Genomic DNA, 12,089 nt, shown 5'->3' with positions numbered 1-12,089 from the left:
AGATTTTTAGGTGGGTTACGATTATTTGTCTAAAACTCAGGCGATAAAAAAGGCTGAATAATCAGCCTGATTTATCGTGTTTAACACTTCAAAATTTTAGTTGGATGACATGGCAACTTTAATTTTTTCCATCGCATTTTTTTCAAGCTGACGAATCCGTTCTGCTGAAACATTGTATTCAGCAGCCAGTTCATGCAAGGTTGATTTATCATCATCCAACCAGCGGCGTTGTAAAATATTACGAGAACGGTCATCCAGCTGATTCATCGCATCATGCAGTGCAGATGTACTTTGTTCTTCGTAGTCTTCATTTTCAACCAAACGCGCAGGGTCATAACGACTATCTTCCAAATACAAAGCAGGCGCAACGTGAGTTGAACCTTCGTCATCGTCATCATTTTGCGTTTCAAAAGCCGCATCATAAGCAGTTAAACGGCCTTCCATTTCTAGCACTTGCTCTGGTGTGACATTTAAGTCATCAGCAATTGCCTGAGCTTCTTTAAGAGTCAGTTTTTTACTGGATTTTTTTAAGCTACGCAAATTAAAGAATAATTTACGCTGCGCTTTGGTGGTCGCAATTTTTACAATGCGCCAGTTACGAATGACATATTCATGAATTTCAGCCTTGATCCAGTGCACTGCAAAAGACACCAAACGCACACCCATGTTCGGGTCAAAACGTTTTACGGCTTTCATTAAACCAAGGTTGCCTTCCTGAATCAGGTCGCCTTGCGGTAAACCATAGCCTGCATAGGTGCGTGCAATATGAACCACAAAACGCAAATGCGACATGACCAGCATTTTTGCTGCATCAAGATCTTGGTCATAATAGTAGCGTTCTGCCAACTCTTTTTCTTGTTCGGCAGTCAAAATAGGAATCTGATTGACAGTACTGATGTATGCACCCAAGTTTACACCTGGTGCAGACAATGACAGGGGCATCAATTGATTGCTGCTGTCAGTCATGAAAACTCCTTATAAGGATATCTAGTAAAGACCAATGTGTTTATCTTAATCTGCTTTATACGCACAATTAAGGTAAAAAGGGTAGATAAATGTAAACTTTTATGCCAGTGTTTTTCATTTTTTACACAAATTATTCATTATTATTCAATAATGTAATGTAATTCGTGTTCTGAAATCTTGATCATTTGGCATTGTCGCTTCTGTAATTGGCAATAGCGTAAAATATCAATTTCACTATTGGGGTCAGAAGCTTTTAGACAGAATTTTTGTTGAGCTGGTGCAGACTTTATTGCGCGTTTCAACATCAATAATGGCATAGGACATGGTTTTCCTATTGCATCAATTTCAATGAAAGTGGCCTTAGGATCGGTCATAAAACTGGATTCTAAACTCAATAAAGGTCTAAATACTAACAAAAAGCTTAAGCCTAAAAAAGACCAAATGCACTGGAAAAAACATCTAAATGTAAGAAAAAAAATGAAGTGATAAAATACGATATTTATGAAAAATATTTGTATCAATTCTAGTAAAGGCATGCTAATCTCAGGTCTGGATGTAGGGTGCTTTTTGCTAAGAAACCTATGACAATGTGGATATAACCGGATTTTGTTAATAGTTTTACAGAATGATCACAAGCTTAAAAATAATAACTATTTTTAAACCTTGTCGCTCTACTGTTTGCAACACCGGGTGATCCTTTATTTTTAATCACAGAGGATTAACTAATGACAGTACGTGAACAAGGCGTAGTTAAATGGTTCAACGACACTAAAGGTTTCGGCTTTATTCAACGCAGCAGCGGCGATGACGTATTCGTTCACTTCCGCGCAATCATGGGTGACGGTCATCGTTCTTTACGTGACGGTCAACGCGTTGAATTCAGCGTTGTACAAGGTCAAAAAGGTTTTCAAGCAGAAGAAGTTCAGCCATTAGACTGATTTATCTTCAGGCTTGACCGAAGAAAACGCTCCATAACATTTGGGGCGTTTTTTGTTTATAATAAACACCTATTTTACGCGTATAACGGATTAACAGGTTTATGTCATCTGGTTTCGAAACCTTAAATTTACATCCTCAGTTAAAACAGGCGATTGATGCGTTGGGCTTTAGCAGCATGACGCCGATTCAAGAAAAGGTTTTAAAGTTTACGCTTGCAGGTCATGATGCGATTGGTCGAGCACAAACAGGAACAGGGAAAACAGCTGCATTCTTAATCAGCATTATTAATGACTTGTTGCATAATCCAATTCAGGAACAGCGTTACCGTGGTGAGCCACGTGCACTGATTCTAGCGCCAACGCGTGAACTGGCATTGCAAATTGAGCAAGATGCCAAAGATTTAATTAAATTTACTACACTCAATGTGGTGACTTTACTGGGTGGTGTTGATTTTGATAAGCAAAAGAAACAGCTCGATGCGGGTTTTGTTGACATTTTAGTGGCAACACCAGGGCGTCTGATTGATTTCACCGAGCAAAAAGAAGTCTGGTTGGATCAGGTTGAATTTCTGGTGATTGATGAAGCTGACCGTTTGCTAGATATGGGCTTTATTCCTGCGGTTAAACGTATTGTACGTTTCTCGCCACGTAAAGAGCAGCGTCAAACTTTGATGTTTTCGGCAACCTTTAGCTACGACGTTTTAAACTTGGCACGCCAATGGTTATTTGAACCTGTGACGGTTGAAATTGAGCCAGAGAAGAAAACCAATGCTGACGTTGAGCAACGGATTTACGTCGTTTCAAATCAGGATAAATATCGTCTGTTGCAGGAAGTCTTGCAGCATGAGCCAATTGAAAAAGTCATGATTTTCGCCAATCGACGTGATCAGGTGCGCCGTTTATATGATCATCTGAAAAAAGATGGCTATAAAGTGGTGATGCTTTCAGGTGAAATCGCACAGGATAAACGTCTGAAAATGCTCGACCAATTTAAAAATGGACAGCACAACATTATGATTGCGACTGATGTTGCAGGGCGTGGGATTCATGTTGATGGCGTATCACATGTTGTGAATTTCACGTTACCAGAACAGTCTGATGACTATGTACACCGTATTGGGCGTACAGGTCGAGCAGGTGCTCAAGGTGTGAGTATCAGCTTCTTGTCGGAAGATGATGCGTTTTACTTGTCAGATATTGAAAAAGCGATTGGGCAAAAATTACCACTGACTCGTATGGATGGTTATTGCTAGTTTTGCCAAATCTATAAAAAAAGGATCACTAGTGTGATCCTTTTTTTATGTTTTATTTGGCTTGGCAATAGAAAGTTAAGGTGGTTTGGTAGTCATCATCACGTTGTAGATTTGAACTACGCCCTAAAATCCCACCCAGAATTTCAGCGGCAGCAGTCATGCTTTGTCCTGTTTGTTCATCAGTTACATTCTTGAAAAGACCATGGTAACTGGTGTTTTCACTGCGAATAATTGCACTTTGTCGAGCGCAGGTTTTATTGGCAGCAATAATGGCATTATTTTTTGCAATGACTGCGGTCTTTCCTAAGCCAGTCACTTCAAACTCATGGTTTTCTTTTTGCAGTGCAAGCGTTGCAGGTGGATTGGAGCTACATGCAGTGAAGACTATGCTCAATCCGATATAAGTGGCAACACGTAAATAAGGTTTCATGTGTGACCTCAAAAATCTGATGTATGGTTATATTGAGCAGCAATACGATGAAACAATAGTGAAAATCTGTATGAGAAATGCAGATTCTGCTACGATTTTGCGGATCGCGTTTAACACTTGGTTTTTTCTTGCAGCAAAACTAGAGTTCATTTTTTAGAGTGTGTTAATCTAAATCGCATTGTTTAGATGAAAAAAGATTGCAGTATTTATGGCAAATACAACAGTAAAAGTGGTTCATGACAACATTCAACACCGTCAATCTGTTGGGCATCTGGTTGAACCTGCTCCAAATAAACAGCAGCTTGATTTGGCATTTACTGCAGCGTTGACTGCACCTGATCATCATCGTTTAAAACCAACTCGTTTTGTGGTGATTGAAAATAACCAAAGAGCAGCCTTTGGTGAATTACTGGCTCAAGCGATGCAGCAATATTTTCCTGAAACTGATCCAGTACAGATTGAGCGCGTCAAAAACCATCCTTTTCGTGCACCGATATTGGTATTGGCACTGACTCAGATTGTTGAGCATCCTAAAGTCCCTGCGTATGAGCAAATTTTAAGTTCTGGTGCAGCAGTTGAGAATTTTCTACTGTCTTTACAAAGTCAAGGTTTTGCGACAATGTGGCGTACAGGTGCTGTAGTTGAATCAGTGGCGCTAAAAGCTGCATTAGGTTTGCAAGCACATGATTTGATTTCAGGTATTATTTATGTAGGCACTGCCGATAAGCAGTTACCTGCCCGTGCTACAGTTGATTTGGCTGCTTATGTTCGTTATTGGTCAGCCCCTTAAAAAAATAGAGAAACTACAATGTCTGAAGTGAAATTTACCGATTTGGTTGAAGCTGTACCTGTAGATAAGAAAACAGCTTTACGCGTTACTGTGCTGGGTGGTGGTAGTTTTGGGACAGCGATGGCAAATCTTGCAGCGCGTAATGGCTGTGATACCATACTTTGGATTCGTGATGCTGATACAGCTCAGGAAATTAACCAGACGCATATTAATAAACGCTATTTACCTGATTTTGAACTGGAACACAGTTTACAGATTACCGCAGATTTAGAATATGCGGCACGTGATCGGGATCTGATTTTAGTGACGATTCCAAGTCATTCTTTCCGAAGTGTGATTCAGCAAATCAAGCCATTTATTAGCGCTCAGGCGATCATTTCATTGACCAAGGGAATTGAAGCGAACACGTTTAGTTTCATGAGTGAAATTATTCGTGAAGAGTTGCCAGAAGTGCCTTATGGTGTGTTGTCGGGTCCAAATCTGGCGAAAGAAATTATGGCGGGTATGCCTGCAGGTACAGTGATTGCCAGCCATTCAGAGCAAGTACGTTATGCAGTGCAGCAAGCTTTGCATAGTGCATTATTTCGTGTCTTTGCCAGCGATGATGTACATGGTGTAGAGTTGGGCGGTGCATTAAAAAATATTTATGCAGTCGCAATGGGAATGGCTGCTGCGCATGGAATCGGCGAAAACACTCGTAGTATGATTCTAACCCGTGCATTGGCGGAAATGAGCCGTTTCGCAGTAAAACTAGGTGCAAACCCGTTAACATTCTTGGGTTTGTCGGGCGTGGGAGATTTATTTGCTACTTGTAATAGTCCTCTCAGTCGCAACTATCAGGTCGGTTTTGCTTTGGGTCAAGGTAAAAGCTTGCAACAGGCAACAGAAGAACTTGGGCAAACTGCCGAAGGGATTAATACCATTGTGCAGGTACGTACTCGAGCTAAAGAGCTTGATGTTTATATGCCGATTACCAATGCGTTGTATGAGGTAATTTTTGAACAGGCACCACCGCTATCGATTGCTTTGTCGCTGATGAAAAATGGACATCGTAGCGATGTTGAATTTGTTCTGCCACACCAGCATGTGTAAAGCAAACTTCATATTGTTGAGTTATAAACAATTCTAGTTGCACTTGATCAGGAAATTTTATGCAATTAACTTTGGTTCGTCATGGTGAAGCCGCTCCTCCAGTGCATGGCAATGATATTAAACGCCCACTGACTAAACGTGGACATTTGCAAGCTGAGCAAACCGCAGAATTTTTGCGCCATAAAGTTCAGCCAGATTTATTTGTAGTGAGTCCATTGTTACGGGCACAGGAAACTTTGGCGCATATCCAGTATTATTTTTCTAATGTACCTGTCATGTTATGTGACCACATTAAACCTGATGATGATCCAGATTTGGCAGTCGATTGGTTGTCGAAACTTCCTTATGAGTCAATTGTCGTCGTGTGTCACATGAATGTGGTGGCCTATATTGCTGAGCGTTTGACTCAATTGGCATTTCAGCCATTTGCACTGGCAGAGGCAAGAATTTATGAACAGGCAGTGATTGCTGAAGGCTTATCAACACAAAAGGCGAGTTTTATTCCGCTTGCTTAAGATAAAATTGTCATTGAATTGTTCATCGCCATAGAGCAATTCAATGATTTTTCAGGAATTAGTGATGAAAATCGCAACATCTTGTTTACGAATATTATAAATAAAGCGTTGTGAAGCATGGTGTTTTTGCGTATGCATGCCTATAATAAAGCGGTTTTCAAACTACCCACTCGATGATTTTATGATGTATTCGCTGGCTCGCCCTTTGTTGTTTTCGTTAGCACCAGAGCGTGCGCATGAACTTACATTGTCATGGCTGAAAACTGCGCATAAAATGGGGCTAGTAAACTCTAAATTTATCGCAAAACCTGTCACTTGTATGGGAATTGAATTCCCTAACCCAGTTGGATTGGCGGCAGGTCTAGACAAAAATGGCGACTATATTGATGCACTCGCTGCACTAGGTTTTGGTTTTATCGAAATTGGAACCATCACGCCACGACCACAAGCGGGCAATCCGCAACCACGATTATTTCGTCTTCCACAAGCCAAAGCGATTATTAACCGTATGGGGTTTAATAACGACGGCGTAGATAAGCTTGTAGAAAATGTTAAGGCTGCACAATATAAAGGGGTTTTAGGAATCAATATTGGTAAAAATGCCGATACTCCTGTCGAAAAAGCAGCTGATGATTATTTAATCTGTTTAGAGAAAGTTTATAACTATGCGTCTTATGTAACAGTGAATATTTCTTCACCGAATACAAAAAATTTGCGTAGCTTGCAAAGTGGAGAAGCATTGACGCATTTGCTTAAAACTTTGAAAAATCGTCAGACTGAACTGGCTGAACAATACGGGCACTATGTCCCTTTAGTTTTGAAAGTCGCGCCTGATTTAAGCACAGATGATATTGCATTTATTGCGAAACAGCTTCTGGCATACAAAATCGATGGTTTGATTGTGACCAATACGACTCTGTCGCGTGAAGGCGTAGAAAACTTACCATTTGGCGATGAAGCGGGTGGTTTATCAGGTGCGCCTGTGTTTGAAAAAAGTACAGCCTGTTTAAAAACTTTTGCTGCTGTGTTAAAAAATCAGATTCCTCTCATTGGTGTAGGTGGAATTTTGACAGGTGAACAAGCACATGCTAAGCAACAGGTGGGTGCAAGTCTAGTTCAGATCTACAGTGGTCTGATTTATACAGGTCCTGACTTGGTGCAAGATTGTATTCGTGCTATGACGTAAATTTATGAATACCATAGACATTATTGTCCTTGCAATCTTGGTGTTTAGCTGCATTAACGGATTGCGACGAGGCTTACTCAGTGCATTGGCAAGTTTGCTAGGATGGATTCTTGCACTGTTTGTTGCGACCAGTTTGGCGAGTACGCTTGCACCATTTATGTCTGGTTTTAGCCATAGCCTTATGGTGCAAAAAGTGGCTGCGTTTGCCTGTGTGGCGTTGGCGATTATTGTGCTGACATGGATAGTAACATCAATTTTAAGTGGTATTCTTAAAACGCTCAAACTTGACCCGCTCAATCGTCTTGCCGGTGGGATGTTTGGTGTAGTCAAGAGCTTATTTATTGTCCTGATTGTCATGCAAAGTCTTGCACCGTGGTTACACAGTGCCCAATCATGGCAACATTCCTTATTTGTTCAGGCATTATTGCCGTATGCACCGCTTGCAACCGACTTATCAAAAGATGTTGCTAGTGATGCTATTAAACACATGAATCATCAGGGTCAGGCTGAAGTTGTAACTTCGGATGACTCCTCTTTTGGGCAGGGAAGTTCCTTAGGGAATCGCTCAGAACATTCAACTAAAAACCCTTTTAATTAATCCAAGCTTGTCTGCGAGGTTGCTATGTGTGGAGTTGTTGGGATTGCTGGTCATGCGCCAGTTAACCAATTATTGTTTGATGCTTTAACGATGTTGCAGCATCGTGGACAAGATGCAGCAGGTATTGTTACTTGTCATAATGGGCGTTTATTTTTGCGCAAAGACAATGGCTTGGTGCGTGATGTGTTTCATACCCGCCATATGCGTGCCTTACAAGGAAACTATGGTATTGGGCATGTGCGTTATCCAACTGCGGGTTCATCAAGCAGTGCAGAAGCGCAGCCATTTTATGTGAACTCTCCTTACGGGATTACCTTGGCGCATAATGGTAACTTGACCAATGCCGATGATATCCGTCAAGATCTGTTTGAAACAGATTTACGCCATATGAATACGGATTCGGATTCGGAAGTATTGTTGAATGTATTTGCACATGAGTTGCAAAAACTGAGAACTTTACATCCAACTCCAGAAGATATTTTCTATGCTGTACATCGTGTACATCAGCGTTGCCGCGGTGCGTACGGTGTTGTTGCAATGGTGACAGGACAAGGCTTAGTAGGTTTCCGTGATCCAAATGGTATTCGTCCATTAATTTATGGTTCACGTGTGACTGAGTCGGGCAAGACTGAATATATCATTGCTTCTGAATCGGTTGCGATTACTGCACTTGGCTTTAAGGTTGAACGCGATATCGCACCAGGCGAAGCTGTTTATATCAATGCAGATGGTGAATTATTCACTAAGCAATGTGCAACAGATCCAAAATACTTCCCATGTATTTTTGAGTATGTGTACTTTGCTCGTCCAGATGCGACCATTGATGGTATCTCTGTATATAAAGCTCGCCTTAAAATGGGTGAAAAACTGGCAAACCGCATTTTGAAAGAATGGGGCGAAGACCACGGTATTGATGTGGTTATTCCAATTCCAGATACCAGTCGTACCTCTGCGCTTGAACTTGCAAATATGTTAGGTATTAAATTCCGCGAAGGTTTTATGAAAAACCGCTACGTGGGACGTACCTTTATTATGCCAGGTCAGCAACAACGTAAAAAATCAGTGCGCCAAAAACTCAACCCAGTTGAGCTTGAATTTAAAGGTAAAAACGTTCTATTGGTCGATGACTCAATCGTCCGTGGTACAACCTGTAATGAAATTATTCAGATGGCACGTGATTCAGGTGCAAAAAATGTCTATTTTGCATCGGCTGCACCAATGGTGAAATATCCAAACGTGTACGGTATTGATATGCCAGCCAAGACTGAACTGATTGCATCGGATCGTACTGTTGAAGAAATTCGTGAAATTATTGGTGCTGACCGCTTAATTTTCCAAGACCTGGAAGATTTAAAGGATGCAATTCGTATTCCAAAAGTGCCAGAAGTCAGCGAGTTTGACTGTTCAGTATTTGATGGTGTTTATGTCACTGGCGATATTGATCAAGCATATCTAGACAATTTGCAACGTAGCCGTAGCGACCTTGCAAAAAAGAAAAAAGATGGTTATATCGATGTCAATATCGATGCAGCCTCTGTAGATTTAACAGGGATTCGTGAAGAATAATCCTGTTAACTCATCATCGTGAAAAAGCGGGATTTCCCCGCTTTTTTATTTTATGATGAATGTGCAGGTATGCAGTGAGGCAGGCTATTTGGCGATGGAAATACTTTCTTCTTCAGGACATCAGAAAAGCTTATTTTGGTCGACCACTATTTGTTCGTTGGCAATTGTGCTGACTTTAGTGGTGCTAAATTTATCTTTTGGCTTGGTTATGCACTATATAGACCCGACACAGTCGGTGTTTTGGTATAACCTGAGTCCGATTGTACTTTTGGTCATTTTGGCGATCATGCTCGGTTCGGTGCTGTACGAAGTTTATGTATTTCGTGAAGGTGGGCACTCGTTGGCAAAACAGTTGCGTGCGCGCTTTTTAAATCCTGCTGAAAGTACACCTGAAGAAACGATTGCAATTAAAATCACCCAGCAATTTGCCAAACAATATCGGCTGCGTGTTCCTGCTGTATATGTACTGCCAGATGAAGTCGGTGTGAATGCGCTTACGGCAGGAGTACACCCTGACGATACCGTGATTGTGATTACATGGGGAGCATTGCAAAATCTGGATGAGATTGAGCTATATGGTTTATTTAGCTACGCATTTAACCAGATTTTGACGGGTGAAACTTATCAGAACACTCGCCTGAAAATCATGTTTAGTAGCTTAACGACTTTTAGCCAGTTGGGGAGTAAGGTGGCACGCTATGGTTTTAAACCGTATCACGCAAAACGTCAGAATAAATTTGAAACCATTTTAGTTGCTTTGGGTGGCATCATCTGGCTTATGGGGAGTCTTGGGTTATTGATTTCTCGTTTAATTAAATTTATTACGCTGATCGGGCGGACATTTAGAAATGATGTTTATACGACACAGCTGATTGCCAATGATGCCAATATTCAGACTTTATTGCGGATTTATGTGCATCATGCAGGCTCTCAAATCCATAGTGCTTATTCGGAATCGATTGCACATATGTGTTTTGCCAACTCACTGAGTAGTCAGAGCTGGTTGAATATTCACCCGAGTATTGAACGGCGTATTTATGAGTTAAATCCCAATTTGCTTGAGGATTTACGACTAGAAAATTTGAAAAAACTTAAAACCCAGCCGTTATTTAGTTTATTTCATCCTTTTGGTGACGAAGGGCATGAAGTTGCATTTACATGGTCTGCACCTCAACCGTTACCTTTGCTACGCTTATCGCCTATCAGCTTTACACTTAAAGATGCAATAAAACCATTAAACCCAGCAATCCGCGCAAAAATGTCACGACCTGAACAAATTGATCGTGCTTTGCAAACGGCATCGGGTTCAAGAGAAGTTTTAGTCGCGATTTTAATGATTCGTCAGTATCGTGAATTTATTCCCAAACATGCCGAAGTGAGTCGTGCCATTGTTGATGCTTTATTGAGTATTGATGGGCGACAGCATGTACAGATTTTCTATTTGGCTTGTCAAAATATTCAGCGTATGCCATTGAGTTCATCACGGCAGTTTTTAACCAAGCTGGCGTTAATAGCGCAGGCGGATGGTGAAATTGGCTTACTGGATGCGTTGTTGATCGAGCGAGTGAAGTATCAACTGAACTTGCTTCCGACCCATATGCCAACCGCATTTAATGATGTATTGCCTGAAGTGATGCGTTTGATGGATGCTCTTTTGCACGTACAACAACTGAATACCAGTAATCAGCTAGAAATACGTGAAAAGCTGATTAAAAAACTGATCAAACCTGAAGATTGGGAGCATTATCAGGATTTATCCGATGAGCCGATTGACCTCGGAGAGATCTTGCAAGACATTTCGGGTTTGCTACTGCGTGATCGTTTGCGTATTTTAAGTATTGCTGAGGAATATTTATGGAATGATCGGGTGATTACTCAGGATGAGCTAGATGTTCTACAGTTACTTTACTGGCGCTTGGGCTTTGAAACTGATGAAATTGTGGATCAGGTGATGAAGAAAAACAGTATCATGATTGTGTAGCAAATCGGCAAATACAATTCGGTTTCGCAATGAAATAGCCTACACTATGCTAACTTTAGAAAAGATGATGAGATGATGATAGAGCAACAGCGCCAACAACTCGCCATGATGGGAATAGATCTGTGGGTTCCTCGGCATGCTGCTGTACGTTCTATCTCAACGGCAACGACATTATGGCGAGATGCGGATATTGGACAATCGGCTCAGCTATCAATAGCATCGAAACGACCTGAGCTTGAGTCTGCGATTGTACTGAAAAAAGAAATAAAACAAGAAACAGTGATCAAGCCCGATGATCAGCATGTCAGTTTAAATGTAAAAGCTGTAGAAGCACCATTAAACTTACAGGAAACAGCACACGCTGCTGCGGTGACCAAGATAGATGTAGAGCCGCTAGAAATAGAGCAGCAAGCCTTTCAGTTGCAGGTTTTATTTTCCGAACAATTTGTTTTGCTCGTCGATCAACAGCAGCTTACAGCCCAGACATTACCTTTATGGCGTAATATTCAACATGCATTACATTTGCAGGATGCCAGTTTGCAATGGCCTTTTCCATTGGTAAATTTGCAAGAGCCGAGTGGTTTGCAAGATTATTTACAAGGCTTTTTTGATGTTGTGGCCGCTGAGAAAAGCATTTTTTGTTTGGGTGAATTGCCCGTATCATTTAAGCTGTCTTGTCAGGCTGTAGCGAGTTTGCAGGATATGCTGCAACAGCCATTGTTAAAACAACAATTATGGAAATTGATTCAACACTTAAGATCCTAGGATTGCTTT

13 protein-coding genes are annotated in these 12,089 nt (G+C 41.1%); 10 read left to right on the top strand and 3 right to left on the bottom strand.

All coding sequences use genetic code 11. The annotated features are described in order from the left end of the window. Positions 1-96 precede the first annotated feature (96 nt). The gene (gene rpoH, locus P255_RS08105) at positions 97-966 is read right to left on the bottom strand and encodes an RNA polymerase sigma factor RpoH (protein ID WP_004900543.1); all 870 of its coding nucleotides are present in this window, start codon (positions 964-966) and stop codon (positions 97-99) included. A gap of 140 nt (positions 967-1,106) precedes the next feature. Then, positions 1,107-1,340, bottom strand: a complete 234-nt coding sequence (locus P255_RS08100) for a sulfurtransferase TusA family protein (RefSeq protein WP_004751563.1) — start codon at positions 1,338-1,340, stop codon at positions 1,107-1,109. A 351-nt stretch (positions 1,341-1,691) separates the two neighbouring features. On the opposite strand from P255_RS08100, the gene P255_RS08095 reads away from it, so the two are divergent. After that, positions 1,692-1,904 carry a cold-shock protein gene (locus P255_RS08095; RefSeq protein ID WP_004751565.1) on the top strand — a complete coding sequence of 71 codons (213 nt, stop codon included), beginning with the start codon at positions 1,692-1,694 and terminating at the stop codon, positions 1,902-1,904. A 101-nt stretch (positions 1,905-2,005) separates the two neighbouring features. Then, positions 2,006-3,157 carry an ATP-dependent RNA helicase RhlB gene (rhlB, locus tag P255_RS08090; protein ID WP_004900546.1) on the top strand — a complete coding sequence of 384 codons (1,152 nt, stop codon included), beginning with the start codon at positions 2,006-2,008 and terminating at the stop codon, positions 3,155-3,157. Between the two features lie 52 nt (positions 3,158-3,209). On the opposite strand, the gene P255_RS08085 is transcribed toward rhlB, so the two are convergent. After that, a complete protein-coding gene (locus tag P255_RS08085) occupies positions 3,210-3,587 on the bottom strand; it encodes a hypothetical protein (RefSeq protein WP_004900549.1) in 378 nt (125 codons plus the stop codon). Between the two features lie 208 nt (positions 3,588-3,795). Between P255_RS08085 and P255_RS08080 the strand changes: the two genes are divergently transcribed. From P255_RS08080 to P255_RS08045, 8 genes are all read left to right on the top strand, one after another. Further along, positions 3,796-4,377 carry a nitroreductase family protein gene (locus P255_RS08080; RefSeq protein WP_004900551.1) on the top strand — a complete coding sequence of 194 codons (582 nt, stop codon included), beginning with the start codon at positions 3,796-3,798 and terminating at the stop codon, positions 4,375-4,377. A gap of 18 nt (positions 4,378-4,395) precedes the next feature. Beyond that, positions 4,396-5,469: an NAD(P)H-dependent glycerol-3-phosphate dehydrogenase gene (locus P255_RS08075; RefSeq protein ID WP_004900553.1), complete on the top strand. Its 1,074-nt coding sequence runs from the start codon at positions 4,396-4,398 to the stop codon at positions 5,467-5,469. Between the two features lie 59 nt (positions 5,470-5,528). Further along, positions 5,529-5,984, top strand: a complete 456-nt coding sequence (locus tag P255_RS08070; RefSeq protein ID WP_004900555.1) for a SixA phosphatase family protein — start codon at positions 5,529-5,531, stop codon at positions 5,982-5,984. 181 nt (positions 5,985-6,165) lie between these two features. Further along, positions 6,166-7,170, top strand: a complete 1,005-nt coding sequence (locus P255_RS08065; protein WP_004900557.1) for a quinone-dependent dihydroorotate dehydrogenase — start codon at positions 6,166-6,168, stop codon at positions 7,168-7,170. Between the two features lie 4 nt (positions 7,171-7,174). Next, on the top strand, positions 7,175-7,768 hold the full coding sequence (locus P255_RS08060; protein ID WP_004900558.1) for a CvpA family protein: 594 nt from the start codon (positions 7,175-7,177) through the stop codon (positions 7,766-7,768). A gap of 24 nt (positions 7,769-7,792) precedes the next feature. Continuing rightward, entirely contained in the window at positions 7,793-9,334 is a 1,542-nt protein-coding gene (purF, locus tag P255_RS08055; protein WP_004900560.1) for an amidophosphoribosyltransferase, read from the top strand. 94 nt (positions 9,335-9,428) lie between these two features. Beyond that, entirely contained in the window at positions 9,429-11,315 is a 1,887-nt protein-coding gene (locus tag P255_RS08050; RefSeq protein WP_004900562.1) for a M48 family metalloprotease, read from the top strand. Positions 11,316-11,387: 72 nt separating this feature from the next. Next, positions 11,388-12,080 carry a hypothetical protein gene (locus P255_RS08045; protein WP_004900563.1) on the top strand — a complete coding sequence of 231 codons (693 nt, stop codon included), beginning with the start codon at positions 11,388-11,390 and terminating at the stop codon, positions 12,078-12,080. Positions 12,081-12,089: the final 9 nt, after the last annotated feature.

The sequence above is a fragment of the Acinetobacter brisouii CIP 110357 genome (genome assembly GCF_000488275.1).
In the GTDB taxonomy this organism is placed as follows: Bacteria; Pseudomonadota; Gammaproteobacteria; order Pseudomonadales; family Moraxellaceae; genus Acinetobacter; species Acinetobacter brisouii.
This window is presented reverse-complemented; position numbering and strand designations above follow the sequence as displayed.

Excerpts from the sequence above, each read along its gene's own strand:
- rpoH (WP_004900543.1), bottom strand. The coding sequence starts at position 966 with ATGACTGACAGCAGCAATCAATTGATGCCCCTGTCATTGTCTGCACCA.
- P255_RS08100 (WP_004751563.1), bottom strand. The coding sequence starts at position 1,340 with ATGACCGATCCTAAGGCCACTTTCATTGAAATTGATGCAATAGGAAAA.
- P255_RS08095 (WP_004751565.1), top strand. The coding sequence starts at position 1,692 with ATGACAGTACGTGAACAAGGCGTAGTTAAATGGTTCAACGACACTAAA.
- rhlB (WP_004900546.1), top strand. The coding sequence starts at position 2,006 with ATGTCATCTGGTTTCGAAACCTTAAATTTACATCCTCAGTTAAAACAG.
- P255_RS08085 (WP_004900549.1), bottom strand. The coding sequence starts at position 3,587 with ATGAAACCTTATTTACGTGTTGCCACTTATATCGGATTGAGCATAGTC.
- P255_RS08080 (WP_004900551.1), top strand. The coding sequence starts at position 3,796 with ATGGCAAATACAACAGTAAAAGTGGTTCATGACAACATTCAACACCGT.
- P255_RS08075 (WP_004900553.1), top strand. The coding sequence starts at position 4,396 with ATGTCTGAAGTGAAATTTACCGATTTGGTTGAAGCTGTACCTGTAGAT.
- P255_RS08070 (WP_004900555.1), top strand. The coding sequence starts at position 5,529 with ATGCAATTAACTTTGGTTCGTCATGGTGAAGCCGCTCCTCCAGTGCAT.
- P255_RS08065 (WP_004900557.1), top strand. The coding sequence starts at position 6,166 with ATGATGTATTCGCTGGCTCGCCCTTTGTTGTTTTCGTTAGCACCAGAG.
- P255_RS08060 (WP_004900558.1), top strand. The coding sequence starts at position 7,175 with ATGAATACCATAGACATTATTGTCCTTGCAATCTTGGTGTTTAGCTGC.
- purF (WP_004900560.1), top strand. The coding sequence starts at position 7,793 with ATGTGTGGAGTTGTTGGGATTGCTGGTCATGCGCCAGTTAACCAATTA.
- P255_RS08050 (WP_004900562.1), top strand. The coding sequence starts at position 9,429 with ATGGAAATACTTTCTTCTTCAGGACATCAGAAAAGCTTATTTTGGTCG.
- P255_RS08045 (WP_004900563.1), top strand. The coding sequence starts at position 11,388 with ATGATGATAGAGCAACAGCGCCAACAACTCGCCATGATGGGAATAGAT.